The organism is Mycobacterium sp. (assembly GCF_035623875.1).
GTDB lineage: Bacteria > Actinomycetota > Actinomycetes > Mycobacteriales > Mycobacteriaceae > Mycobacterium.
The window spans coordinates 1-25,629 of record NZ_DASPSP010000127.1; the positions used below are offsets into that span (position 1 = coordinate 1).

At 63.6% G+C, this 25,629-nt stretch carries 27 protein-coding genes; 14 read left to right on the forward strand and 13 right to left on the reverse strand.

Features of this window, described 5'->3' with window-relative positions; all coding sequences use genetic code 11:
* Window positions 1-15: 15 nt before the first annotated feature.
* The 7 genes from VEI45_RS10335 to VEI45_RS10365 are packed head-to-tail and all read left to right on the forward strand — an operon-like array spanning window position 16 to window position 5,704.
* Complete coding sequence (locus VEI45_RS10335) at window positions 16-564, forward strand: carboxymuconolactone decarboxylase family protein (protein ID WP_324852777.1); 549 nt, start codon at window positions 16-18, stop codon at window positions 562-564.
* Between the two features lie 4 nt (window positions 565-568).
* Window positions 569-1,846, forward strand: a complete 1,278-nt coding sequence (locus VEI45_RS10340) for an aromatic ring-hydroxylating dioxygenase subunit alpha (protein ID WP_324852779.1) — start codon at window positions 569-571, stop codon at window positions 1,844-1,846.
* On the forward strand, window positions 1,833-2,183 hold the full coding sequence (locus VEI45_RS10345) for a hypothetical protein (protein ID WP_324852781.1): 351 nt from the start codon (window positions 1,833-1,835) through the stop codon (window positions 2,181-2,183). Before VEI45_RS10340 ends, VEI45_RS10345 begins: the two co-directional genes overlap by 14 nt.
* 3 nt (window positions 2,184-2,186) lie before the next feature.
* Window positions 2,187-3,401 carry an amidohydrolase family protein gene (locus VEI45_RS10350; RefSeq protein WP_324852783.1) on the forward strand — a complete coding sequence of 405 codons (1,215 nt, stop codon included), beginning with the start codon at window positions 2,187-2,189 and terminating at the stop codon, window positions 3,399-3,401.
* The gene (locus VEI45_RS10355) at window positions 3,385-3,813 is read left to right on the forward strand and encodes a nuclear transport factor 2 family protein (RefSeq protein WP_324852785.1); all 429 of its coding nucleotides are present in this window, start codon (window positions 3,385-3,387) and stop codon (window positions 3,811-3,813) included. Before VEI45_RS10350 ends, VEI45_RS10355 begins: the two co-directional genes overlap by 17 nt.
* The gene (locus VEI45_RS10360; RefSeq protein ID WP_324852787.1) at window positions 3,810-4,910 is read left to right on the forward strand and encodes an acyl-CoA dehydrogenase family protein; all 1,101 of its coding nucleotides are present in this window, start codon (window positions 3,810-3,812) and stop codon (window positions 4,908-4,910) included. Before VEI45_RS10355 ends, VEI45_RS10360 begins: the two co-directional genes overlap by 4 nt.
* A 50-nt stretch (window positions 4,911-4,960) precedes the next feature.
* The gene (locus VEI45_RS10365) at window positions 4,961-5,704 is read left to right on the forward strand and encodes an acyl-CoA dehydrogenase family protein (RefSeq protein ID WP_324852825.1); all 744 of its coding nucleotides are present in this window, start codon (window positions 4,961-4,963) and stop codon (window positions 5,702-5,704) included.
* Between the two features lie 31 nt (window positions 5,705-5,735).
* Here the strand turns inward: VEI45_RS10365 and VEI45_RS10370 are convergent, their stop codons facing one another.
* Together VEI45_RS10370 and VEI45_RS10375 are read right to left on the reverse strand one after the other, a co-directional pair.
* Entirely contained in the window at window positions 5,736-6,158 is a 423-nt protein-coding gene (locus VEI45_RS10370) for a DinB family protein (protein WP_324852789.1), read from the reverse strand.
* A 110-nt stretch (window positions 6,159-6,268) separates the two neighbouring features.
* Window positions 6,269-6,418 carry a hypothetical protein gene (locus VEI45_RS10375; protein WP_324852829.1) on the reverse strand — a complete coding sequence of 50 codons (150 nt, stop codon included), beginning with the start codon at window positions 6,416-6,418 and terminating at the stop codon, window positions 6,269-6,271.
* A gap of 188 nt (window positions 6,419-6,606) precedes the next feature.
* Here VEI45_RS10375 and VEI45_RS10380 point away from each other — a divergent pair, with 188 nt between their 5' ends.
* The 4 genes from VEI45_RS10380 to VEI45_RS10395 all read left to right on the forward strand — a co-directional run bounded on the left by VEI45_RS10380 (window position 6,607) and on the right by VEI45_RS10395 (window position 10,520).
* Window positions 6,607-7,260, forward strand: coding sequence for a TetR/AcrR family transcriptional regulator (locus VEI45_RS10380; protein WP_324852791.1), 654 nt, complete (start codon window positions 6,607-6,609; stop codon window positions 7,258-7,260).
* 274 nt (window positions 7,261-7,534) lie between these two features.
* Window positions 7,535-8,737: a cytochrome P450 gene (locus VEI45_RS10385; RefSeq protein ID WP_324852793.1), complete on the forward strand. Its 1,203-nt coding sequence runs from the start codon at window positions 7,535-7,537 to the stop codon at window positions 8,735-8,737.
* A 30-nt stretch (window positions 8,738-8,767) separates the two neighbouring features.
* A complete protein-coding gene (locus VEI45_RS10390; protein ID WP_324852795.1) occupies window positions 8,768-9,616 on the forward strand; it encodes a mycofactocin-coupled SDR family oxidoreductase in 849 nt (282 codons plus the stop codon).
* A gap of 55 nt (window positions 9,617-9,671) precedes the next feature.
* Entirely contained in the window at window positions 9,672-10,520 is an 849-nt protein-coding gene (locus VEI45_RS10395; RefSeq protein WP_324852797.1) for an SDR family NAD(P)-dependent oxidoreductase, read from the forward strand.
* 17 nt (window positions 10,521-10,537) lie between these two features.
* On the opposite strand, the gene VEI45_RS10400 is transcribed toward VEI45_RS10395, so the two are convergent.
* From VEI45_RS10400 to VEI45_RS10445, 10 genes are all read right to left on the reverse strand, one after another.
* Window positions 10,538-11,344 carry an SDR family oxidoreductase gene (locus tag VEI45_RS10400; protein WP_324852799.1) on the reverse strand — a complete coding sequence of 269 codons (807 nt, stop codon included), beginning with the start codon at window positions 11,342-11,344 and terminating at the stop codon, window positions 10,538-10,540.
* Complete coding sequence (locus tag VEI45_RS10405; protein ID WP_324852801.1) at window positions 11,341-13,767, reverse strand: CoA transferase; 2,427 nt, start codon at window positions 13,765-13,767, stop codon at window positions 11,341-11,343. Before VEI45_RS10405 ends, VEI45_RS10400 begins: the two co-directional genes overlap by 4 nt.
* A 3-nt stretch (window positions 13,768-13,770) precedes the next feature.
* Window positions 13,771-14,724 (reverse strand): enoyl-CoA hydratase/isomerase family protein, encoded by a 954-nt coding sequence (locus VEI45_RS10410; RefSeq protein ID WP_324852803.1) that lies wholly within the window; start codon window positions 14,722-14,724, stop codon window positions 13,771-13,773.
* A gap of 2 nt (window positions 14,725-14,726) precedes the next feature.
* Window positions 14,727-15,857, reverse strand: coding sequence for a M24 family metallopeptidase (locus tag VEI45_RS10415; RefSeq protein WP_324852805.1), 1,131 nt, complete (start codon window positions 15,855-15,857; stop codon window positions 14,727-14,729).
* Window positions 15,858-15,923: 66 nt separating this feature from the next.
* The gene (locus tag VEI45_RS10420) at window positions 15,924-17,162 is read right to left on the reverse strand and encodes a Xaa-Pro peptidase family protein (protein ID WP_324852807.1); all 1,239 of its coding nucleotides are present in this window, start codon (window positions 17,160-17,162) and stop codon (window positions 15,924-15,926) included.
* Window positions 17,163-17,172: 10 nt separating this feature from the next.
* Window positions 17,173-18,234, reverse strand: a complete 1,062-nt coding sequence (locus VEI45_RS10425; protein WP_324852827.1) for an amidohydrolase family protein — start codon at window positions 18,232-18,234, stop codon at window positions 17,173-17,175.
* Between the two features lie 178 nt (window positions 18,235-18,412).
* Entirely contained in the window at window positions 18,413-19,657 is a 1,245-nt protein-coding gene (locus VEI45_RS10430) for a cytochrome P450 (RefSeq protein WP_324852809.1), read from the reverse strand.
* A 3-nt stretch (window positions 19,658-19,660) separates the two neighbouring features.
* A complete protein-coding gene (locus VEI45_RS10435) occupies window positions 19,661-19,855 on the reverse strand; it encodes a ferredoxin (protein ID WP_324852811.1) in 195 nt (64 codons plus the stop codon).
* Between the two features lie 22 nt (window positions 19,856-19,877).
* Window positions 19,878-20,540, reverse strand: a complete 663-nt coding sequence (locus tag VEI45_RS10440; protein WP_324852813.1) for a TetR/AcrR family transcriptional regulator — start codon at window positions 20,538-20,540, stop codon at window positions 19,878-19,880.
* Between the two features lie 44 nt (window positions 20,541-20,584).
* Window positions 20,585-21,400 (reverse strand): SDR family oxidoreductase, encoded by an 816-nt coding sequence (locus VEI45_RS10445; RefSeq protein ID WP_324852815.1) that lies wholly within the window; start codon window positions 21,398-21,400, stop codon window positions 20,585-20,587.
* A gap of 238 nt (window positions 21,401-21,638) precedes the next feature.
* On the opposite strand from VEI45_RS10445, the gene pstS (VEI45_RS10450) reads away from it, so the two are divergent.
* Genes pstS (VEI45_RS10450) through pstA form a run of 3 tightly spaced genes read left to right on the forward strand, consistent with a single transcriptional unit; the run spans window position 21,639 to window position 24,652 of the window.
* Window positions 21,639-22,766 carry a phosphate ABC transporter substrate-binding protein PstS gene (pstS, locus tag VEI45_RS10450; RefSeq protein WP_324852817.1) on the forward strand — a complete coding sequence of 376 codons (1,128 nt, stop codon included), beginning with the start codon at window positions 21,639-21,641 and terminating at the stop codon, window positions 22,764-22,766.
* Between the two features lie 3 nt (window positions 22,767-22,769).
* Window positions 22,770-23,750, forward strand: a complete 981-nt coding sequence (gene pstC, locus VEI45_RS10455; protein ID WP_324852819.1) for a phosphate ABC transporter permease subunit PstC — start codon at window positions 22,770-22,772, stop codon at window positions 23,748-23,750.
* A complete protein-coding gene (gene pstA, locus VEI45_RS10460; protein WP_324852821.1) occupies window positions 23,747-24,652 on the forward strand; it encodes a phosphate ABC transporter permease PstA in 906 nt (301 codons plus the stop codon). Before pstC ends, pstA begins: the two co-directional genes overlap by 4 nt.
* 143 nt (window positions 24,653-24,795) lie before the next feature.
* On the opposite strand, the gene pstS (VEI45_RS10465) is transcribed toward pstA, so the two are convergent.
* Window positions 24,796-25,629 (reverse strand): phosphate ABC transporter substrate-binding protein PstS (pstS, locus tag VEI45_RS10465; RefSeq protein WP_324852823.1); only part of this gene is annotated, 834 nt, incomplete at its 5' end.

Below are 25,629 nucleotides of genomic sequence, written 5' to 3' on the forward strand. Positions count from 1 at the left end.
AACTGAGGAGGTCGCATGCGTCTGTCCCCATTGCCGGCGGACCAGTGGGACGACGCTGCCCGGCATGCGGTCGCCGGGATGCTGCCCGAAGAGCGGCGAAATCCTCGCGACGCGGGCAACCTACTCGGCACCCTGGTACACCACCCGGAGCTAACCCGCGCGTTCCTCCGCTTCAGCGTCTATCTGCTGTCCGGCTCCACGCTGCCGCCGCGCATCCGCGAGCAGGTCATCCTGCGGGTCGCACATCGGCGCAGTTGCGACTACGAGTGGACACACCACGTCACCATCGGCAAAAAGGCAGGCCTGTCCGACGCCGAGATCACCGCGATCAAATCCGGCGACCCGACCGACGAGTTCGACCGCGCAGTCCTAGACGCCGTCGATGAGCTCGAGGAGAAAAGCAACCTGTCGGACCAGACGTGGGCAGCCCTCGGTGAGCGGCTGGACGAGCGGCAGCGGATGGATTTTATCTTCACGACCGGTGGCTACGCCGCACTTGCGATGGCCCTGAACACCTTTGGCGTCGAGGTCGAGCACGACCAGAAAGCCCGGACAGAGAGGTAGAACCTTGCCACACTTCACCAAGCCGGATGCCGGCAGCTGGACGGAAAACTATCCCGAACTGGGAACCGCACCGGTCGATTACACCGACTCGATCGATCCGGCATTCTTCGAAACCGAGCGCGATGCGATCTTCAAACGGACGTGGCTCAACGTCGGTCGGGTGGAGCGGCTGCCCCGCACCGGCAGCTACTTCACCAAGGAGCTGCCGTCGGCCGGCCCGGGCATGTCGGTGATCGTCGTCAAGACCAAGGACGGTGCCATCAAGGCGTTTCACAACGTCTGCCGGCATCGCGGAAACAAGCTGGTGTGGAACGACTTCCCGCACGAGGAGACCTCGGGCACCTGCCGGCAGTTCACCTGCAAGTATCACGCCTGGCGCTACAGCCTGGACGGCGATCTGACCTTCATCCAGCAGGAGGACGAGTTCTTCGACGTCGACAAGAGCCTATACGGCTTGGTGCCGGTTCGGTGCGAGGTGTGGGAAGGGTTCATCTTCATCAACCTCGACCAGAACGCCAAGCCGCTTGTCGACTACCTGGGGCCGCTCGCCAAGGGAATCGAGGGCTACCCGTTCTACGAGATGACCGAGTGCTACTCGTATCGGGCGGAGGTCGGTAGCAACTGGAAGCTGTTCATCGACGCATTCGCCGAGTTCTACCACGCGCCGGTCTTGCACCAGGGCCAGTACACCAAGGAAGAAGCCGCCAAGATCATGAAGTACGGCTTCGAGGCGCTCTACTACGAGCTGGCGAGCCCGCACGGGATGATCTCAACCTGGGGCGGTCAGGCGCCGCCCGCGGACCTGTCCATGGTCAAGCCCATGGACCAGGTGCTGCGTAGCGGGTTGTTCGGGCCGTGGGACAAGCCGGAGGTCATCGAGAAGCTTGCTGAGCTGCCTCCGGGCGTCAACCCAAAGAGGGTGCCGCAGTGGGGTATTGATTCGTGGCACTTCTTCCCCAACTTCATGCTGCTGATCTGGGAGCCCGGCTGGTTCCTGACCTACCACTACTGGCCGACTGCGGTCGACAAGCACATCTTCGAGTGCACGCTGTATTTCGTTCCGCCGCGGAACGCGCGGGAACGGCTCGCCCATGAGTTGGCCGCAGTAACGTTCAAGGAGTACGCGCTACAGGACGCCAACACCCTGGAAGCGACCCAGACCATGATCGGCACCAAGGTCGTCAAGGACTTTCTGCTGTGCGATCAGGAGATCCTGCTCCGGCATCTGCACAAAGTGACCGGTGACTACGTGAAGGAGTACAGCCACAATGGCCACAATTAATAAGGCCACTCCAACCAAGCTGCCCGCCGAATTCGCAGACCTGGAGCCCTATCTGGAGTGGGACCTGGCCACCGAACCCGAGCGCTACGCCAAGCGGCTGGCCTCGTCGATGACGCAGATGCAGTCTTTCTACGACGCGGCGTTCCCCCGATTGAACGACGTGATCGCCTACTGCGACCAGTACCCATTGGATGATCTGCCCGAGGATGCAGTGACACTCATGCATGTGATGCAGTCGCTGATCATGGTGTCGTTTCCGATCGAGGCGTGGAAGCAACCACGCGTCCCGGACAGCGGTGCGGCCTGGGTCGAATTGATCAGGGAGCCGGTGATTTAAGACGTGCTGACGCTCAAGGCGGCCGGCCTGCTCGACGTCGACGCAGGCGATATCGTCCGACCGGGCATCCTGCGGATCGAGGGCGACCGGATCGTCGGCATCGGCGGCGATGCCGAGGGCGAAATTATCGATCTGGGCGAGCAAATCCTGCTGCCCGGGTTGATGGACATGGAGGTCAACCTGTTGATGGGCGGGCGCGGGGAGAAACCCGGGCTGTCCCAGGTTCAGGATGACCCGCCGACGCGAATGTTGCGCGCGGTCGGCAACGCCCGTCGGACGCTGCGTGCGGGCTTCACCACGGTGCGCAACCTCGGCCTGTTCGTCAAGACCGGCGGCTATCTGCTCGACGTCGCGCTCGGAAAGGCGATCGACGCCGGCTGGATCGACGGCCCGCGAGTGGTGCCCGCCGGGCATGCGATCACCCCGACGGGCGGCCATCTGGACCCGACCATGTTCGCCGCGTTCGCCCCGCATGTGCTGGACTTGACGGTGGAAGAGGGCATCGCCAACGGAATCGACGAGATCCGCAAGGCGGTGCGGTATCAGATCAAGCACGGCGCCGAGCTGATCAAGGTCTGCTGCTCAGGCGGAGTGATGTCACTGACCGGCCCGCCTGGCGCGCAACACTATTCGGATGAAGAGCTGCGAGCGATCGTCGACGAGGCGCACCGGCGCGGGCTGCGAGTCGCCGCGCACACGCACGGCGCCGAAGCGGTCAAGCATGCGGTCGAAGCGGGCATTGACTGCATCGAGCATGGGTTCCTGATCGACGACGGGGCGATCGCGATGATGGTCGAGCACGGCACCTTCCTGGTGTCGACCCGGCGTCTGGCGGAGGGGATGGACGTCTCGCATGCCCCGCCCGAGCTACAAGCCAAGGCCGCTGAGATGTTCCCGAAATCGCGGACCTCGATACTGGCCGCCTACGAAGCCGGGGTGAAGATCGCGGTGGGCACCGACGCGCCGGCGATCCCGCACGGCAAAAACGCCGACGAACTTGTCACCCTGGTCGATTGGGGCCTGCCGCCGCTGGCGGTGTTGCGGGCGGCGACGAGCACGGCCGCCGAGTTGATCAACGCCACCGATCGCGGCCGGCTGGCCGAGGGCCTGCTCGCGGACGTCATCGCCGTGCCCGGAGATCCGTTATCCGACATCGGCGTTACCCAGAAGGTGAGCTTCGTGATGAAAGGCGGCAAAATTTATGCCAACACGAACTGACGACCTGGTCGAGATCCAGCAGCTGTTGGCGCGCTACGCCGTAACCATCACGCAGCAGGACATCGACGGGCTGGTCAAAGTTTTCACGCCCGACGGCACCTACAGCGCTTTCGGCGAAACCTATTCGCTGGACCGATTTCCCGTGCTCGTCGACGCCGCGCCCAAGGGATTGTTCATGACGGCTACTCCGGTGATCGAGCTGAACGGCGACACCGCCACCGGAACACAACCGCTGTGCTTCATCGACCACGCCACCCACGACATGCGGATCGGCTACTACAACGACACCTATGTGCGGACGGCCGACGGCTGGCGGTTGAAGACCCGTGCGATGACGTTCATTCGGCGCAGCGGCGTGCACGACTCGGGGCGTCCGCACGCGATAGGACGACCCTCCGCTAACCCTGCATGAAGGTGGAGCAGTTCCGGGCGGACCTGCGGGCGTGGCTGGACGAGCACGACCTCACCCCCGGGCCGGACCACTCGCTGGAAGGCCACATCAAGCAGCTCGCCCGAGTCCATTCCGCGCTGTATGACGCCGGCTGGATGCGATACGGCTGGCCCGAGCACGTCGGCGGACTGGGCGGGCCCGCCATCCTTCGCGCGATCGTCGGCGAGGAGGTGGTCGGCCGTCGTCTTGCCGAGCCGGGCCCCTACTCGATGGTCGAGGTGCTCGCACCCACCATGATCGATTACGCCCCTGAGGAACTCGCAGCTGAGATGGTACCGCGGCTGCTCAGCGGTCGTGAGCAGTGGTGTCAGGGTTTTTCCGAGCCGGGCTCCGGCAGCGACCTGGCGTCGCTGACCACCCGCGCCGCCCCGCGCGGTGAAGCCTGGATCATCAACGGGCAGAAGGTCTGGACCAGCTACGCGCAGTACTCGACGCGGTGCGTACTGCTCACCCGCACCGCACCGGGCCATGATGGAATCACCGCGTTCTTCGTCGATCTGGACACGCCGGGCATCACCATTCGGCCGCTACGCACGATGCACGGGGTCGACGAATTCTGCGAGGTCTACTTCGACGACGTGGTGGTGCCCGCAACACGCATGCTGGGCCGGCCGGGAGACGGTTGGCGGCTTGCAATGGACCTGCTGCCCTATGAGCGCTCCACCTGCTTCTGGCAGCGGATCGCCTACCTCTACGCACGATTCGACGAATTCCTCACCGAAGCCATCGATCCCGACGATTGCGGCGCAGACCTGGACATCGGCTCGGCGTATTTGGCACTACACACTCTGCGGTGCCGGTCTCGCGCCACCCAGCACCGGTTGGCCGATGGAGAGCCACTCGGGCCGCAGACTTCTATCGACAAGGTCTTGCTGGCCACCGCCGAGCAGCGAATGTTCGACACCGTGCGCGACCTGCTGCCCGGTACGCTCGAGTTGGACGACACGCCATGGCGGTCCGAGTACCTCTATTCGCGCGCGGCGACTATCTACGGCGGCACCGCGGAGATCCAGCGGAATATCATCGCGCGCCGGCTACTGGACTTGGGCAAGGAGTGAGTGTGGATACCGAGTCCTTGCATCTGTTGGAAGACGCTTTACGTAAGACCATGACCGCGGCGTCAGGTCGCGCACTCGGCGAGGCGTTAACGGAGCTGGGCTGGCTTGAGATGCTCAACGAAATGCCAGAAACCGCAATTCCTCTGGTCTTTCGGCTACTCGGTGAGACTGGTGCTCATGCGCCGGTGCTCAACGACGTCGTGCTGCGCGCCGCTGGACGCGACAGAGGCGGCACCCTTGCGCTGCCGTTCGCAGGAGGCTCCTGGGTCGTCTGGGAACGCGCCGACCAGGCGGGGTCGGCGCTCGGCGATGACCTACCGATACACCGCGTGCCCCAGGGAGATCCGGTACCTCTCGCCGCGGGTCGGCAGGCGCTTGGCTGGTGGCTGGTGGGCGCCAGCCGGACCATGCTGTCGCTGGCGCGCCAACATGCTTTGGACCGTGTGCAATTCGGCAGGCCCGTCGCCTCGTTCCAGGCGATCCGGCATCGGCTGGCCGAGACGTTGGTCGCCGTCGAAGGCGCGGAGGCGACCCTGGTTGCCGCCGCGGCTGAGCCCGGTGATCTGAGCTTTCTACTCGCCAAGGCCGCGGCCGGCCAGGCAGCGTTGATCACCGCGCGGCACTGCCAGCAGGTGCTGGGTGGTATCGGCTTCACCGCAGACCATGAGCTGCATCGCCATGTGAAGCGTTCGTTGGTCTTGGATGGCCTGCTCGGTAGTGCACGCGAACTGACCCGGGAGGCTGGAGCGACGCTGCGCGCCAAGCGGTTTGCGCCGCGACTGGCGCAGCTGTAGCGGGACCTGCTATGCCGATCAGGTTCCGAAGTCAGCGGCCGGTCACTCCATCGATGAGTTCGCGAAGGATGTCGGCGTGGCCAGCGTGGCGGGCCGTTTCCTCCAGGAGGTGTGCCAGGATCCAGCGCAGGGCGAGGTGGCCGCTATCATCGGCGATCACGCTGACCTCGTCGAGCGTGGGGGCGGCGGCGATGACCGCGTCGACATCGGCCCAGGTGCGCTGATACGCAGTCAGCGCGGCATCGACGGTGTCGTGTGATGTGTCGCGCATAGGCGGAGGTTTCTCCCCACCGGCGAAACGATGAATTATCCACAGCCGCTCCGCGTTAGCCAGGTGGCGGACAAGCCACAGCAGTGTAGTCCCGCTCGCTACCGGTGATTGACGGGCCGCCGCCTCGTCGACTCCAAAGACCTTGCGTATCAGGGATTCCCGCTGATATTGCAGCAACGTCATCAATACTTCTCGTTCGTCGCCCGACGATCGGGGTGGCTTCTGATCTACCATGCCCCATATTTTCTGACCCAAGGGCAACGCATGATCCACCAGGGCATCGATCTCGCTGCCTAGAATTGGCATGCATCGCACAAGAGCAGCGCACCGCCCGGGTGCGCGGGCGATGCCAGATCCGAGCCGGCGCCCGGTTTGCTCATTCCTAACGACACGGCCATCTCGGCCCGCAGGATCGGTACCGCCGCGTCGAAGGCCTGCTGCATGGATACTTCTCCGCCGCTCTTTGGCGTTCTGCTTTCATGGAGAGCAGGAAGAGAATAGTATTCTCGTAGTGAGAAAGTTACAATCTCAGACACGTAGTCCCGTGAGGGGGTTTAGTCAGGCAATGACACGGCGTTCTCCGGTACAGTCCAATCATGTTCTCCCCTCGCGGCAATCAGCTGAGTCCCCGGTGACCAGCCCAAGCGAAGAGCCGGCCTGGAAACAGCGCGCTGTCGAGCGGTCGATTAAGACGGCGAAGCTGCGGGCAGCGCAGCGCGTCCAACGCTTCCTCGACGCGGCCCAGGCCATCATCATCGAGAAGGGCAGCACGGACTTTACCGTGCAAGAGGTGGTCGACCGCTCCCGGCAGTCGTTGCGGAGCTTCTACCTGCAGTTCGACGGCAAGCACGAACTGCTGCTCGCCTTGTTCGAAGACGCGTTGAGCCGGTCGGCCGACCAGATCCGCGCCGCTACCGCGAACCACTCCGACCCCATCGAGCGGTTGCGGGTCGCCGTCGAGTTGCTGTTCGAAGCTTCTCGACCCGATCCAACGGCCAAACGGCCGCTGTTCACCGACTTCGCGCCAAGGTTGCTGGTCTCGCATCCGGCTGAGGTCAAAGTGGCTCATGCACCACTTCTTGCTTTGCTCACCGAACTGATGGAAGCGGCAGACGCCGCAGGCGAGCTGCGCGCCGCTATCAACGCACGGCGGATGGCCGCGATGACCATGCAGACGGTCATGTTCATTGCTCAGTCCAGCGGGGGCGCCGACGACGCGACCGTGCATCCCATTACTGCCGACGAAGTATGGGACTTCTGCTCGCGCGGATTCGTCGGCGACTAGCGCGAGAAGCAGATTATCCGGCTTCGAGAATCTAACTAGCCGGGTGTCCGATCTCTGGACCGATCTGCTCGGTTGCAGCTCTGCTCGACACCTGACCCAGCGAAACGTTCGCATATCGCACGTCCTGGATCGCTTGAGAATTATATTCTCTGTACGCAAGAATGATAAGTGCCGAAAACGGATTCCACGTTGACACCTGCAGGTGGCTGATGACAGAGTTGCCGCAGATGCTTAGAGCTACCAACAATGCGGTTGCAGCGAGAGGCGAAGTTCCGTGAGAGTCACTGCTCCCGACGGCGTCTATTACGACCCGTACGACGTGCAGATCAATGCCGACCCTTACGTGGCATTTCGTGGGCTGCGCGAAGACGCACCGCTGTATTACAACGAGCAGTACGACTTCTATGCGTTGAGCCGATTTGCCGATGTCGACCGGGCGATCGTCGATCACGAAACCTTCAGCTCGGCCCGCGGCGCAATCATCGAGCTGATCAAGGCCAACATCGATATGCCGCCGGGTGTGCTCATCTTCGAGGACCCACCGATCCACGATGTACACCGCAAATTACTGGCTCGCATGTTCACCCCGCGCAAGATCAACGATTTGGAACCCAAAATTCGCGAATTCTGTGCTCGCAGTTTGGATCCCCTGATTGGCGCCGACCGTTTCGATTTCGTCGCAGACCTCGGTGCCCAGATGCCGATGCGGGTGATCGGCATGCTGCTCGGGGTGCCTGAGGAGTATCAGGAAGCCGCGCGCGATTTGACCAACGCGCAGATGCGCACCGAAGCCGGCAAGCCGATGACATTGGCGGCCGACCGCATGAACACGGGCGAGTTCTTCGCGGAATTCATCGACTGGCGTGCCGAGCATCCCTCCGACGACATCATGACCGACCTGTTGAACGTTGAGTTCGAAGACGAGGCGGGGATAACCCGGCGGCTGTCCCACGACGAGCTACTCACCTATATCAGCGTGGTCTCCGGCGCAGGCAATGAGACCACCACCCGGCTGATCGGCTGGGCCGGCAAGGTGCTGGCTGAGCATCCCGACCAGCGACGGGAACTGGCCGGGAACCCCGCGCTGATCCCCCAGGCCATCGAGGAACTGCTGCGCTTCGAACCGCCGGCTCCGCACGTGGCACGCTACGTGACCCGCGACGTCACGTACTACCGGCAGACGGTGCCGGAGGGCAGCGCCATGATGATGCTCATCGGAGCAGCCAATCGCGATCGCCGTCAATTCCCGCCGGACGGAGACGTTTTCGACATTCACCGGGAACCGCGCCAGCATCTCGCCTTCAGCGTCGGCACCCACTACTGCCTCGGCTCGGCACTGGCGCGGCTGGAGGGGCGGGTCGCGCTCGAAGAGATCTTGAAGCGCTTCCCAGAATGGGAGGTCGACCTCAGCTGCGCCACCTTGTCTCCGACGTCCACCGTGCGTGGCTGGGAGGCAATGCCGGCGGTTCTCCGTTGAGCAAAACACAATTCAGGAAATGAGGTAACGATGACGGGTCGAGTCGAAGGCAAGGTCGCGTTCATCACCGGCGCGGCCCGTGGACAGGGTCGCTCACACGCGGTGCGGTTGGCGCAGGAGGGTGCCGACATCATTGCGATCGATATCTGTAAGCCAATCCGCGACGGCGTTACGGACACTGCGATCCCGGCCTCGACACCGGAGGATCTGGCGGAGACCGCCGACCTGGTCAAGGGCCACAACCGCAGAATCGTCACCGCCGAAGTCGATGTGCGTGACTACAACGCATTGAAGGCTGCGGTGGACAGCGGCGTAGAGCAGCTCGGCCGGCTTGACATCATCGTGGCCAACGCAGGTATCGGCAACGGCGGCGACACTCTGGACAAGACCAGCGAAGAAGACTGGACAGAGATGATCGACATCAACCTGGCCGGGGTGTGGAAGACCGTGAAAGCCGGTGTGCCGCACTTGCTCGCGGGCGGCCATGGCGGTTCGATCATCCTGACCAGCTCGGTTGGCGGACTCAAGGCCTACCCGCACACCGGCCACTACGTCGCAGCCAAGCACGGAGTCGTCGGGCTCATGCGCGCCTTCGCAGTGGAGTTGGGGCAGCACATGATTCGCGTCAACTCTGTGCACCCAACTCATGTCAAGACACCGATGTTGCACAACGAGGGCACCTTCAAGATGTTCCGCCCGGATCTGGAAAATCCGGGTCCGGACGACATGGCGCCCATCTGTCAGATGTTTCACACGCTGCCGATTCCGTGGGTGGAGCCCCAAGACATCAGCAATGCGGTGCTGTTCTTCGCATCCGACGAGGCGCGCTACGTCACGGGTGTCACCCTTCCCATCGACGCGGGTAGCTGCCTGAAGTAGCCGGCTAGCCGGGCCCTCGCCGACCCGCCGAGACCATAGGTTAACGTCGGGCGGCATGGACGATTCCGAAGGCCGGTTAAAAGGGAAAGCTGCCGTCATCACCGGCGGTGCGAATGGGATCGGGTTCGCTACTGCCACCGAGTTCGCTCGCCGTGGAGCGCGCGTTGTGCTCGCCGACGTCGATAAGCCCGCGCTGGAACAGGCGGTAGCGCGGTTGCATGGCGCGGGGTTTGACGCGCACCCGGTGATGTGCGACGTCCGGCACCTCGACGAGATGGTTCACCTGGCGGACGAATCGTTTCGCCTTCTCGGCCACGTCGACATTGTCTTCAGCAATGCGGGCATCGTGGTCGCAGGCCCGATCGCACAGATGACACACGAGGACTGGCGCTGGGTGATCGACATCGATCTGTGGGGCAACATCCATGCCGTCGAGGCGTTCTTGCCGAGGCTGCTCGAGCAGGGTACGGGCGGCCATATCGCCTTCACCGCATCGTTTGCCGGCCTGGTACCCAACGTCGGCCTCGGAGCCTACTGCGTCGCCAAATACGGCGTCGTCAGCCTGGCCGAGACGCTGGCCCGTGAGGTGAGAGAACACGGCATCGGTGTGTCGGTGCTCTGTCCCATGGTCGTCGAAACCAAACTGGTCTCCAATTCCGAACGAATCCGCGGAGCGGACTACGGCCTGGCATCAAGCGCGGTCGTGACGGAGGGGCCGGGGCCGGCTCCTTCCCAAGAGGACACCCTCGGCGTCGATGAGGTGGCCCGTCTCACCGCCGATGCGATTCTGGCCAACCGGTTGTACGTGCTGCCGCACGCGGCGGCGCGTGCGTCAGTCCGCCGCAGGTTCGAGCGCATTGACCACACGTTTGACGATCAGGCCGCCGACGGCTGGACCCACTAAAAGGCCAGAGCCACTAGCTAGCCCGGCCCGAACTTGAAGCCGCCGGATTCTGGGTGGTGGTACCAGCCGCCGGCGGCCTGTGTTCCACCGTCGACGTGAATGGTCTGCCCGGTGATATAGCTTGCCATTTCCGATGCGAGAAATACTGCGGTGCCGGCGATCTCGTCGACATGGCCGGGTCGCCCCAGCGGAATGGCTTGGCTGACCTCGGGCCCCAAACCCTCGGGACTGAGCCGCATCAGGCCTTCGGTCACGGTGAGGTCCGGTGCTATTGTGTTGACTCGGATTCCGTGCGGCGCAAGTTCGAACGCCGCGGTCTTGGTGTAGTTGATCACACCCGCCTTGGCGGCGGCGTACGCGGCATAGCCGGGTGCGGCGCGGACGCCCTCGATCGAGGTCAGGTTGATAATGCTGCCGGGCAACTTGGCGTCCACCAGTTTTCCCGCGACCACCTGGGTGCACAACAGCACGTGTCGTAGATTCGCCTTATACAGTGCATCCCAACCGTTTTCGCTGGTCTCAAGCAGTCGCGAGAAGAACGCCCCACCCGCATTGTTCACCAGAATCGTCACCGGTCCGAGTTCGGCGGCGGTGCGCTCCAGGGCTGCGTTGACCTGGTCGCTGTCACGGACATCGGTAACGATGCCCAGTGCTCCGACGGCTTCGGCGGCTGAGAGGCAGCTTTCGGCGTCTCGCTCCCAGATCGCCACCGAGGCGCCGAAAGCAGCCATCCCAGCTGCAATGCCTCGACCAATGCCGGCGCCGCCGCCGGTGACCACGGCGACGCGGTCGCTAAGCAGGATGTCAGACGGCTTGATTGTCACCGTTTGGCAACCGTTCTCGCGCCGCCAGGGGCTCGGCCGATGACACCGTCGGCCTCCAACTCTGCTATCTCGCGTTCGCTTACCCCGATTTCCGCGAGCAGCTCGTGGTTGTGCTGGCCCAGCAGAGGCGCGGGCTGCAGATGGAATCGGTCAGGTCCAGCAGAAAACCGCACCGGCACTGTGCTGTGTGCGACTCGGTCGTTCACCGGGTGGCCAATGTCCTCGAAAAAGCCGCGGAACTCTAGCTGCGGAATGTCGGTCTGGCGATGCGGCTGCAGTACTTTGGCCACCGGGACGCCGGAATCCCATAGGCGTCGGACAATCTCGTCGCCGCTGCGATCCTGACACCACGCGCCGAGATGTTCGTCGATGAGGTCGTGCTGTTCTCGCCGGCCGGCCTCCTGCGACAGCCCGGAATCCATTGCCCATGGCGGCCGGCCCAGCGCCTCGCGCAGCCCTGCCCATTGCTCATCGTTCGCCACCGCGACCGCGACCCAGCTGTCGAGACGGCCGAATTCATCGATGTCAGCCGTTCGGTAGAGGTTTTGCGGTGCCGCCGTCGGTCCTCGATTGCCGGCCCGTTGCAGTAATGCCCCGTACGCGGAGTATTCGATGACCTGCTCGGCGGCAATGTTGAGTGCGGCATCGATCATCGCGGCTTCGATCAACGCGCCTTGCCCGGAGCGCCGCCGGAACTCCAACGCAAGCAGCAGCGCGTTGACCGCATGCACACCGGCGTTCGGGTCGCCTACCGAGTACGGCTCGTAGGGGTTTCGATCCGGGTAGCCGGTCAGCCAGCTCACCCCCGACGCAGCCTCGATGACGTAGGCGAATGCCGGGTTGTCGCGCCACGGCCCGTCCAGCCCGAACCCGGGCATCCGCAGCAAGATCGCGTCGGGCCGTAGCGCTTGGACGGCCGCAAAGTCCAGACCGATCTGATCGAGCACCCGCGGCGTGAAGTTCTCGACGACGACGTCAGAGGTTGCGATGAAGCGACGCAGCAGGTCCCGTCCCGCTGCAGTCTGCAGATCGAGGGTCAGCCCCTTCTTGTTGGTATTGAGAGCCGAGTAGATCGGCGACTTTTCCCACCAGCGTTCTTCGGTGACCGGTATACCGGCGATCAGCCGGGTGCCGTCCGGTTTGCGAGTCGACTCGACGTGGATCACCTCGGCACCGAGCAAGGCGAGGAAATGCGTGCAGCTCGGCCCGGCCCAGAAGGTCGTCATGTCCAGAACGCGTAAGTCCTTGAACGGCAAGCCATCCGTAACGCCGTCAGGCTTCAATGGCTGCCGCGCGGGTGGCCGGGACCGCCGGTATCGCACGGTGTGCTCACCGAGCCGCGGCGCCGGTTGCGGCGGCCGAAGTAGCGCGGGTTGCATCCGGTAAGGATGGTCGGGCTGACGGAAACCATCGCGAGGGTTGGCCACAAATGATCGTCGCTCCCGGAAGTGGTCCAACTCGGCGATGTTGGCGCCGTTGGCCACCGGCGCGTTCGGAATCCGGAACGCGGTGGCGAGGTCACGGATCTCCTGCACCGTCTGGCTGCGCACCCAGGCGTAGATCTCCTCGGCCTTCTCATTGGCCAGCTCGGTGATCGACAGCGGCGAATTCTCGTCGATCCAATCCTGATGGCCCGTCATCGCGCACAGATCAAACCACTGCTGCGCGGTTCCGCATCCCACGTCGACCAGCCCGTCTTTGGCTCGGGCGATCCCCGGCACGGTGACCTTGCGGGCATCCCGCCACGGCCGTCCGAGCATCTGGAAATAGGTGACCGGGTAGTAGGTGAGCCCCAAAATCTGAGCTTCCAGCATGGACAGGTCGAGGAGCTCACCGGCACCGCGGCGTTTCGAGGCCAACGTCGCCGCGCTGGCGTAAGCGCCGGCGAGGTATTCACCGACCTGCCCGCCGACGAATACCGGTGCGCGGTCAGGTGATCCGCGACCAAGCCCGATGATTCCGCCCGACCATGCCTGCAGGGTGAACTCGGTCGCCGGTCGGCCCCGCCACGGGCCTTCCAGACCGAACGGGGTGATAGCCGTGACGGTCAGGTGCGGATGCGATCGACGCAGCGCGGCGGGGGTGAATGCACTCCAGTCGGCCACCGTCGAACCCCGCGACCACACCACCGCGTCCGCGGAGGCCAACAGGTCGTTGACGAACTCGACGTCGCCGTCGATGCCGGGATCGGCGACGACACTGTGCTTGGAACACGCCAGAAAACCGAACAGCGCGCCGTCACCGCCGGATTCGATGCGCGCCCCGGACGCCGACCATCCGCGCAGCGGATCACCTTGGGGCGACTCGACCTTGATCACCCGCGCGCCGCCGTCGGCCAACAGTTTGGTGCAGTAAGCTCCGGCGATGCCGGTGGAGAGCTCGACGACGGTGTAGCCGTGCAGCGGGCCAGTCTCTGGCTGCACGGCCTACTCGTTCTTCGCCCGGCTGGACTTGCTTAACCGGAATTCCGGCGGGAACTTGCTGTCGTTGTCCTTCACCGCGTCGGTCAGACCGCTGTCGATGGCGTCGCCGAGCATCAGGTCGTCATCGTCGGAGGTGACGCCGCCGCCCATCGACTCGAAGACTGCGCTCAGCAGGCTGCCCAGGTATTCGCCTTGATACTGCTTCACCACTTCGAAGAAGACCTTCTGCATGAAGATGGTGTCGGTCGGGCGGTTGCGGGCACACGCCAGCGCGTATTTGTCGACCTCGGCCTCCAGCTGATCCCGCGGCACGACCTTGTTCAGGAAGTTGCAACCGAACATCTCGTCGGCGGTGAATGGCCTTCCGGTGAAAACCATTTCCTGAAACTTACGCAGCCCCATGGTCTGCACCCAGGTCCACATCCGCGGCCCCCAGCCGTAATACCGAAAGGACGGATGGCCGAACAGCGCGTCGTCGCTGGCAATCACCAGATCGGCGTCGGCGGCCTGGTAGAAGTGCCAACCGTAGCAATATCCCTTGGCCTCAACGATGCTGATTTTCTTGAACTCTTGCAGGGGACGGTTACCGGCCTGCGAATTCGCGAACCAAGCGCTGATCGTCGCGCCGTGGCGAAGCGATCCCTTGGGTGGATACCGAACGTTATCATCGTCCACCCGCATTTCGGCCAGCCGGGCATCGGGTGAGTCGGCGCCCGCCATGAACTCGGGAAGGTCTGCGCCGCTGCCGAAGTCGTCGCCGACACCGCGAATCACCACGACTTTGACGTCGTCGTCGACGGTGGCCCCGCGAAGCAGATCCGCATAGCGAAGCCGCGCCGCCGAGGTGGGCGCATTGAGAAACTCCGGACGGTTGAACGTGATCGTCGCGATCTTGGTCGTCGGGTCCTTCGCGTAGAGGATGATCTCCTCGGGCGACGGTCGGTTGTTCTCAGCCATTTTCAAGCGCCTACGGCAACGCTGGCCGATGGGCTGGATGTCAGGATCTCGGGGCCGTCGGCCGTGATCAAAACCGCCTCCCGACCGAACACCGCACCGACGCCTTCTTGCCAGACATAGCCGGTCACCGCAATTACTATCCCCGCTTCCAGACGCTCCCCAGCAGCGGTCGCCGGCAGCTGCTGCGAAATGACCGGTGGGTCGAATCCCAGACCTAGACCGCGTGCAATCGGCATCGGCGGCAGCTGCTCCCCCGCAGCTTGGTAGGCGGCAAGCAGGTCGGTACCCGGCGCGCCCGGTTGGCATGCGTCATACAGCCTGTGCCACAAGACATCCCATCGCCGATACAGATCAGCGGCACCGCTGGGCTCGCCGACAGGCCACGTGCGTCCGACCTCACCGGTGTAGCCGGCGTCCAGTACGCCCGCGGAAAACGCCACCAAATCGCCGGGCTGAACCAGTCCGTCCTCACTTGCCCGTCGCCACGGGTGATCGCGTGCGGTCACCCACGCAGCATCCTGGGTCGACGGGGTGCTCACCCCACCGGCCGCCATGGCCTCCAGCAGGATCCCGGCCAGCGTCTTCTCGCTGACACCCGGTCGCAGCTCCGCGACTGCTGCGGCCAGGCCGACCTCGGCTACCCGGATGGCTTCGCGGAGCGCCGTCACTTCTTCCGGGGTCTTGATGCGCCGGGCGGCGCGCATGGCCAGCTCACCGTCGACCAGTTCGGCGTTGGGGAAGGCCATCGGTAGCAGCTGGGCGAATCCTGGTGAAAGTGCGTCAGTACCAACGCGTTTGGCAGTCGCTGCGCCCTGGATGCCGGTCAGCACCGCGATCGTGTTCGTCGGATTCCAGGCGATGCCGTAGAGGTTCTCGTGTGGGATGTCGTCGGGAACCCCCTCGTCCCAGGTGCTGAGCAAGTGGATCGCCTCGGTCTCCCGGACGACCACACATGTCGGTCCGAATGGGCGGGTGCCTGCTACCCACAGTTGAGGCGCGCCGGTAACGTAGCGCACGTTGGCCTGTCGCCCGAGAACCAACACGTCCAGGTCGTGCTTTTCCATCTGGGCCAGCGCTCGTTCCCGGCGACCTGCACGCAGCGCGCGGTCGTCGGGCAAAACCTCAGTTGCCATCGGCGCTACTCCTTTCCCCCGCAAGCGGGAGGTACCCCCACATCGCTGCTCTGCTCTGCATCGTCGTCAGCGCGCCCCATATGGGTGATAGGGGTAGTCGGTCAACGGAATCCAGCCTTCCTTGGTGATGACGACAATCTCTTCGCTGCGATAGCCGCCGGTGCCGTCCTCCCACACCACCGGTTCCAGCACCACCACCATTCCCGGCTCGAAAACGAAGTTCTCGTCGAACTCGTCGCCGAGATCGGTACCGATCATTGGCATTTCGGCGGCATTCACACCGATTCCGTGCCCGAGATAGAAGTGCGGCAGCCACGGCCGGGTACCGCCGTTGGCTTTTGTTGCCGCCCTGCCCAACTCAGCGGCAGTGGCGCCCGCACGCGTCACATCGAGCACCGCGTCCATGATTTCCCGCCACTTGCCGAATTGGGCCTGCTGGCGCGGTGTCGGGTCGCGGCCAACTACCCAGGTGCGGCCGAAATCAGAGCAGTAGCCCGCATAGGTGATGCTGACGTCGGTCCACAGCACGTCACCGGCGACCAGTTCGCGCTCAGTGGTCAAGAGCGGCAACGCCAAATCGCCGTGGGTGGTCCAGACGCCGTCCGCCCTGCGTTCCGGCATCACCTGCCAGATCGAGTCCAGCATGCTGGCCATCGCACCCAGTTCGAATGCTCGCCGCAGGAAACTGGCCGACAGGTCGATCTGACGGATGCCGGGTGCCAGCGCAGCCTGCACGTCGACCATGGCTTCGTCGGTGATCCGGCACGCGGTACGGATACAGGCCAGCTCGTCAGGAGTCTTGATCAGCTTGGCCGCGCCGACGATCTGCGCGGCGTCGACGGGCCGCCCGGAGGGGAAGAGTCGGGGCTGCGCGCGCCGCATCGCGCCGGTGAGTTCGTCCACCGCAAGCACCGACCCGGCCGGGACCAGGTCCTCGACCACCCGCGCGAAGTTCGCCACTCCCTCGTCGAACTCCAGATAGACCGGGCCGTGTAGGTGGTCGGCCGGCAGTGCGGATTCCGATGCGGCCCCTTCGCGGAACGGCAGGAACAGGTGCGGATACGGGTCGTCGGCGAGCACCACCGCGACCGGACGCTCGACGTAGGACAAACCGGCGTCACCCAACGGCCAGCTCACTCCGGTGGCATAGACGACACTGTTGTTTCCGAGCAGGATCAAGGCATCCACGTTGCGGTCGGCCATCGCCGAGCGCAGCCGCGCGCCGGTCTCGCGACGCATCCGATCGAGATCGGGTGCGTCCGGGATATCGAGCGCGGACGTTGGTGCGGCCAGAAACGTCGTCATCAAAAGCCCTTCACAGGCCTAAGAATTCGGTGATATTGCCACTCACGATCCGCGCGGCGGCCTCGGCGCCGACCGAGTCGACAACGGCGGCCAACGACTTCTCCGAATAGCCAAACGTGCTTTCGTTGTGCGGATAGTCGGACGACCACATCACCTTGTCGACGCCGATCTGGTCGATCAATTGCAGTCCAAGCGGGTCGACCATGAACGATGCGCTCATGTGGTTGTCCCAGTAGTAGCGCACGTCGTGCTCCAGGGGCCGATTGAACATGTGCTGGTATGACGCCACCAGGTGCTCGGCATCTTGCAGGGCCCACGGCACCCAGGCGATCCCGCCCTCGAACCAGCCGATCCGCAGCCTCGGGTGTTGATCGAGGATCCCCGAGAAGATGTACTTGGCGAACTGCTCGCGGAATCCGTCGATGTTGATCATCATCCCGACGACCACACTGTTGAACTGACACGGGGTCTTCGGCGGGGTCTCGCCGATGTGGTGCGTGACCGGAAGCCCGGCGTCTTCGATCTCGTCCCAGACTGTGCTCATCCCGGTGCTGCCGTAGTCGATCACATTGCCGTCGTCGTCCTTGCCCGGGTTGAGCGGCAGCAGGAAAGTCTTGAGCCCCAATGACTTGAGTTCCGACAGCGTGCGACGAGTGCCTCGCGGATCCCACCAGTTAATCAGCCCGGCGCCGTAGAAGTGTCCACCGGAGCGCTCCTGCAGCTCGGCGATGTACTCGTTGTAGATACGGAACGCGAGCTCGCGAAGTTCCTTGTCCGGGTAGTGGAACAGCGCCAGGATGGCGTTGGGAAACGCTAGCTCCTTCTCGACGCCGTCCTCGCGTAGTTCCTGAATCCGGGCCTCGATGTTGGTACTTGCGGCCCCGGGCAGGTCGTCGTATTGCATCAGCACCGCGCTGAAGTCGCCCGGGAGGAACGACTGTCCTTTGCGTCCGACTTGGTAGGCGCCGTCCTCGTACCAGATCCGCGGCGCCTTGTCTTTCAGGGCTTCCGGGAAACGCTGGTAGAAGATGTCGTCGGCCAGCGAAATGTGGTTGTCCGCAGAGAAAACCACGGTTCCTTCCGGCAGGCCCACATTGGTGCCGGTGGCGTGGCCGTGTCGATCCTTGGGTGCGCCAAAGCCTCCGGGCGGGTAGAGCGAGACGGGGCTTGTTTGAGTCGACATCATTGACACTCCAATCGGATCCACACTTGTTCGAGAGTAGTCATCTCGGATCGCTTGATGAACGGATTCACCAGGTCACCGGCAGTTCGTAGACGCCGTAGGCGAGGCGGTCGTGCTTGAACGGGACGTCCTCGATCGGAACGGCCAGTTCCAGCGTGGGGACACGGCGCAGCAGCGTGTGAAAGACGATCTGCAGCTCGGCACGGGCCAGCTGCTGGCCTACGCACTGGTGCCTGCCGTAGCCGAACGCGACGTGCTGGCCAGCACCCGAGCGATGAAGATACAGCCGCTCGGGTTCGGCAAATGCCTTGGCATCCCAGTTCGCCGGCGCCAGGTCGATGATGATCCCTTCGCCGGCGCGGATCACCTCGCCGGCGATCTCAATGTCCTCGGCGGCGACTCGGCGCTGCCCGTTCTGGATGATGGACAGGTAGCGGAGCAGTTCCTCGACTGCGTTCGCAACGACTTTCGGGTCCTCGGTGTCGCGCAGCACAGCCGCCTGATCCGGGTATTGCAACAACACCAGCACGCCGAGGCCGATCATGTTGGCCGTGGTTTCGTGCCCGGCGATCAGCAAGCCGGTTCCGAGCTGCGCGGCCTCCTTGACGCTGAGCTCTCCGGCTTTGACTCGTTCGGCAAGATCCGACACCGCGTCCTCAGCCGGATTTTCCATCTTGGCCTCGACCAGCTGAGCAAGGTATTTGTTCAGGTTCATCGCGCCTTTGACGGTGTCTTCGCCGGTCGCGTACCGGGCAAGCCCGATGTTGGCATGGTGCTGGAACATCTCGGCGTCCTCATACGGCACGCCGAGCAGCTGGCTGATCACCAGCGACGGCACCGGCAGCGCCAGCGCAGCGACGATGTCGCCCGGCTGCGGACCGGCCAGCATCGCGTCGATGTGCTCGTCGGTGATCTGCTGAATCACCGGCCGCAGGCCTTCTACTCGCTTGAAGGTGAACGGCTTTGACAGCATTCGCCGAAACCGGGTGTGCTCCTCGGCGTCAGAGGTGAAGACCGATCTGGGCCGCCTGTGCACCGTCGACAACATGCCCTCGTTCCAATGCGGAAAGCCGGGCCGCCGGTCATCGACGCTGACGCGCGAATCGGAGAACAGCGTCCGCACTTCCTCATAGCCGGTGATGAGCCATGGCGTGCTGCCGTCCCAGATCTTGACTCTGGACAATGGCCGCGCCTCGGCTAGCTCCATCACCTCCGGCGGCGGGGCGAACGGGCAGCCGGCCGCCCGTCCCATCGGATATTCCGGGACGTCAGCGATCGCCTCGGTCGTGCTGCCGGTGAGGGTGTCGGACACTTCTCACTCCTCGATGTGGATGGCCAGTGCGGGGCAACCCGCGGCGGCCTTGCGGGCGTTGTCAGCCTGTTCGGCCGGCGGGTTCTCGTTCAGCAGAACGACGACTCCGTCATCGTCGCGCTGGTCGAAAATCTCGGGAGCGTGCATCACACAGTTTCCCGACGATGCGCATATGTCTTGGTCCACAGTCACTTTCATAATTTTCTACAGCCAACTTCTTCTAATCGTGCGGGGTTACCGGCGCCAGCCAGAGTCCCACGACCGCGTCGATCAGACCAGAACCGGCGGCCTGCCAAGAGGAACTCGGCACGGATGCGCCTGCGGCCATTGCCCTTTCACGCTCGGCACAGGTGTGCATCAGCAGGTTGCGGGCCATCAGGTTGCGTTCCACCCGAACGTCGATCGGCAGCTCGGGGAGACACCGGCTGATGCCATCGATCACCTGGACCAGTGATTCAGAAGTCAGGGCATCTTTCACCACGATGTTGTAGTAGGCCGGATCGGTCATCACTTGCGCAGCGAAGCGCGCGTACCAGGTGGGGTTGCCGAGGGCCGCCAAGTGATCGGTCAACGGACGTACCAGACACGCCACCCAGCTCCGCATATCGTCGCCGGCCCCCGACTGCACCGTCTCGGCGACCATGCTTTCCCGCAGCTGCTCGATGGGCACCCGATGCCGCTGCTCGATGGCCCGCACCAAATCGGTTTTGGTGCCGAAGTGGTAGCCGACCGCGGCGTTGTTGCCCTGGCCGGCAGCCTCGCTGACCTGCCGATTGGAGACGGCGAAGACCCCGTGTTCGGCGAACAGCCGTTCGGCGGCGGTCAGGATCGCCTCCTGGGTCGTACTGGCCCGGTCGGTGCGCGTGGCCTTCGCGGTGGTCACCTGGTCAGTCAACGCCCTGATCCCGATTAAGTCAAGCGATTGATTTAATCTTTCTTCTCGCTACGCCGACGGAACACCTTTCCGGCGACGGTGCCGCCGTCGACCGGCAAGATGGTGCCGGTCACATACCGGGACCGATCGCCGGCCAAGTACAGTGCGGCCTCCGCGATGTCCGCGGGTGTGCCCTCCCGCTTCAGCGGCCGGTCGGCTCGCATCTGCTCGCGGATCGCGTGCTCGAAACGCGCGAGTTCTTCGGCGGACTGCTCGGACGTCGTCGTGGCCAGCAGGGGCGTCGGTATGTTGCCAGGCGCGATGGCGTTGACCCGAACTTCGTATTGCGCCAACTCGATTGCGGCGGACTTGGTGAACATGATGACCGCCGCCTTGGACGCGCGGTAAGTCATCACGCCACCACCGGCCTGGATGCCGCCGATCGACGACATGTTGATGATCGACCCGCCGCCGGTGGTCGCCATCTGCCGGGCCGCGTCGCGGGTACCGGCCATCACGCCCAGCAGGTTGACCGACATCACGCGGTAGAAGTCGGCAAGGTCGTCGTCCAGGAAGCTGCGATGCATCCTGCTGGAGACTCCGGCGTTGTTCACCATCACGTCTAGCCCACCGAACGTGTCGACCGCAGCTGCGACCAGCGCACCGACCTGCTCGGGATCGGAGACGTCGGTCAACCGGAAGACCGCGCCGGCGCCTAGCGAGGCGGCGAAATCTTCACCGCGATCGCGCTCAATGTCGGCGATCACGACCCGAGCGTCCTCCGCCAAAAACTTCTCGACGATGCCGGCGCCGATGCCCGATGCCCCGCCGGTGACGATCGCGACCTTGCCGGCCAGTTCGTTGACCATGTCGAAGAGTTAATCGGCGCAGTGTCGGTTAAGTCAAGCGATTGATTTACCAATGGGCCGCAGACCGCCTCACGCTGGTGCTACGTTCGGCTTAGTGACGCGATTTGTTTACTTCGAGTCCTCATGGCGTTGGCCCAGAGCAGCCACGCTTCGCCTATCTCGGCAGGATCCCGTGGTCCGTCTTGACCTGGTGGCGCAGTGAAAGTAGTCATCAGCCCGACCGTTCGAAGGAACCGATTTGAAACTCAATCGATTTGGCGCTGGGTTGAGTGTGCTGGCAACCGGTGCGTTGATGCTGTCCGCATGTGGAAACAACAACGCCAACACGACGAGTCAAGGCGGTGCGACGTCTGGTTCGTCTGGTTTGTCGGCGACGAATGTGAGTTGCGGCGGAAAGCAGACGCTGAAAGCCAGTGGATCTACCGCCCAGGCGAATGCGATGGCCCGGTTCGTCAACGCGTTCGAACAGGCGTGCCCAGGTCAAACCTTGAACTACACGGCCAATGGTTCGGGTGCCGGGATCAATGAGTTCGTGGGCAATCAAACTGATTTCGGCGGCTCGGATGTGCCGTTGAGCGCCGATGAACACGGCAAAGCGCAGCAGCGGTGCGGCTCGTCGGCATGGGACCTGCCGGTGGTGTTCGGCCCGATCGCGGTGACCTACAACGTCAACGGCGTGACCTCACTGAATCTGGACGGGCCGACGGCGGCGAAAATCTTCAACGGGACCATCAAGACTTGGAACGACCCGGCCATCACAGCGCTCAACGCCGGCACGCCCCTGCCCGCACTACCGATACACGTAGTGTTCCGTAGCGACCAGTCGGGAACGACCGACAACTTCCAGCAGTACCTCGACACCGCATCGGACGGTGCATGGGGCAAGGGCGCTGGAAAGTCGTTCAATGGCGGTGTCGGCGAAGGCGCCAAGGGCAACGACGGCACCTCGGCGGCCATCAAGGGCACCCCCGGATCAATCACCTACAACGAATGGTCGTTCGCCCAGGCGCAGAAGCTGAACGTGGCCAAGATCGTCACGTCGGCGGGCCCCGACTCGGTATCGATCAGCGCCGCCTCGGTCGGCAAGACCATCGCCGGGGCACAAATCAAAGGGCAGGGTAACGACCTGGTGCTCGACACGGTGTCGTTCTACAAGCCGACGCAGCCGGGCGCCTATCCGATCGTGCTGGCGACCTATGAGGTCGTCTGCTCCAAGTATCCTGACAGCCAGGTCGGCACGGCCGTGAAGGCATTCTTGCAGGCCACCATTGGTCCCGGACAGAATGGGTTGGCGGACAACGGATATATCCCTATTCCGGACGCCTTCAAGTCGAGGCTGTCGACCGCGGTCAACGCCATCTCGTGATCCATGACCGCCACTTTGTCGACCGCGACAACGCCCGCGCCAAGCGCTAGCGACGGAGCCAAGGCGCGGCGGGGCGATCGACTGTTCAAGTCGGTCGCCGCCCTGGCAGGTTCGACGATCACCATCGCCATCGGTCTGATCGCGATCTTCCTTCTGGTCCAGGCCGTCCCGTCACTGCGCGCCAACCACGCGAATTTCTTCACCAGCGCGCAATTCAATACCACCGACAGCAACAACCTGGCGTTTGGTATCCGTGACCTCTTCATGGTGACGGTGCTGAGCTCACTTTGCGCCATGGCCCTGGCGGTGCCGGTTGCGATCGGGATCGCAGTGTTCCTCACCCAATATGCGCCGGCAAGGCTGTCACGCCCGTTCGGCGCGCTCGTCGATCTGCTGGCCGCTGTGCCGTCGATCGTGTTCGGGTTGTGGGGGATTTTCGTGTTGGCACCGCAGCTCGAACCGATCGAGGCATGGCTCAACCGCCACCTTGGATGGCTGTTCCTGTTCAAGGTCGGCAACGTTTCGTTGGCCGGCGGCGGCAATATCTTCACCGCTGGCGTCGTGCTATCGGTGATGGTCCTGCCCATCATCACCTCGGTATCGCGAGAAGTGTTCCGGCAGACGCCCACTACTCACATCGAAGCAGCGCAAGCACTGGGCGCGACAAAGTGGGAGGTGGTGCGGATGACCGTGCTGCCGTACGGTCGTAGCGGCGCCGTCGCCGCGTCAATGCTGGGCTTGGGCCGCGCGCTCGGCGAAACCGTGGCAGTGCTGATTATCTTGCGCGCATCCGCTCAAGCCGGACATTGGTCGCTTTTCGACGGTGGCTACACATTCGCGTCCAAGATCGCTTCTGCGGCAAGCGAATTCAGTGAGCCGTTGCCGACAGGAGCCTATATCGCGGCGGGATTCGTGCTGTTCGTCCTCACCTTCATCGTCAACGCGGCCGCCCGCGCGATCGTTGGCAGGGCGGTCAAGACATGAGCACGCCCACCCTCGACCTGCCGGTCAAAGCTGCTGCGATTCGGCGGATTAGTATCGGACGCCGGATCAAAAATGACGTCGCGACACTGTTTTTCGTCACGTCGTTCGCCATCGCGTTGGTACCGTTGGCCTGGCTGCTGTGGGTTGTCATTCAAAGAGGCTTGTATGCCGTCACGCAGCCCGGATGGTGGAGCCACTCGCTGCGCGGAGTTCTGCCGGAGCAGTTTTCCGGCGGGGCTTATCACGCGATTTACGGGACACTGGTGCAGGCTGCGGTGGCGGCTATCCTGGCCGTACCACTGGGATTCATGACCGCGGTGTACCTGGCCGAATACCGTTCCACTCGGCTGGCGCGCTTCACCAGCTTCATGGTTGATGTGCTGGCCGGTCTGCCGTCCATCGTGGCGGCGCTGTTCATCTTCAGCCTGTGGATCGCCACCATGGGATTCCAGCAGAGCGCCTTCGCGGTGTCACTCGCATTGGTTTTGCTGATGTTGCCAATCGTGGTTCGTTCGACTGAGGAAATGCTCAAGTTGGTGCCCCACGACCTGCGCGAAGCCAGCTACGCCTTGGGCATTCCGAAATGGAAAACCATCATGCGGATCGTCGTTCCCGTCGCGATGCCGGGCATCATCACCGGCGTCTTGCTGTCGATCGCGCGTGTCATGGGCGAAACCGCGCCGGTGCTGGTGCTGGTCGGATACAGCCGGTCGATCAACTTCGACATCTTCAACGGCAACATGGCATCGCTGCCGCTGTTGATCTACAGCGAGCTCAACAATCCCGAACACGCAGGCTTCCTTCGGGTTTGGGGCGCCGCGCTGACATTGATCATCGTGGTTGCGGTGGTCTACTTGTTAGCCGCCGCAGCGAACCGCGTGATCGCAATCCGCCGGCGCTGAAATTTGATTGCCCGACTCTACCCCGGGCATCCGGCGATGGCGAACTTGATCGCTCTGTCGTTGCCGCAGCAGCCGATAGGGCCCAAACCGCGACCCTACTCGCGAACTCGGCTCGCAATTACTCACCCTCGATGCTCCTTCTCTCACGAGATATCGTTCACGGCCGCAGCAAGTTTCGATTGAAACGAGCTCGGTATCGGGATGTATCCGTACTGGTCCAAACCGGCTTGCCCGTCACCAATTGTGGCCTGCATGAACGCTTTTACCGCGGCACCGGTCGCAGAATCCGGATACTTCGAGCAGACGATCTCGTAAGTTGCCAGCACGATCGGGTAGGCACCGGCCTGCGTCGGCTTGTAGAACGACGACGTGTCGACGACCAAATCATTGCCCTGCCCGGCAAACTTGGCGCCGGCGATTGTCTTGCCGACCGAGTCGGTGGTGATCGTCACCGGATCCGGACCCGCCGACGTCACGATCTGAGCCATCGCCAACTGATGGGCCACCGCGAAAGACCACTCGTTGTAGGCGATCGACCCGGCCGTTGCCGTCAAGGCCGCCGACGTACCCTCATTCCCGCTGGCGCCCTGCCCGACACCCCCGTCGAAATTCTCGTCGGTGCCCTTGCCCCACGCGCCGTCGGATGCGGCCTCGAGATACTTCTGGAAGTTGTAGGTAGTGCCGGATTTATCACTGCGGAAGACGACGTTTATCGGCGTCGCGGGCAGGTTGACGTCTGCGTTGAGCGCCTTGATCGCCGGGTCGTTCCAGGTGGTGATGCTGCCATTGAAGATCTTCGCCGTCGTGGGACCGTCCAGGTTCAGCGAACTCACGCCGACGACGTTGTAAGTGACCGCTATCGGGCCGAACACCGCCGGAAGGTCCCACGCGGGCGAGCCGCAGCGCTCTTGCGCATGGTCGGGTTCGCCTTTGCCGGGATCCAACGGCTTGTCGGAGCCCGCCAGATCGGTTTCGTT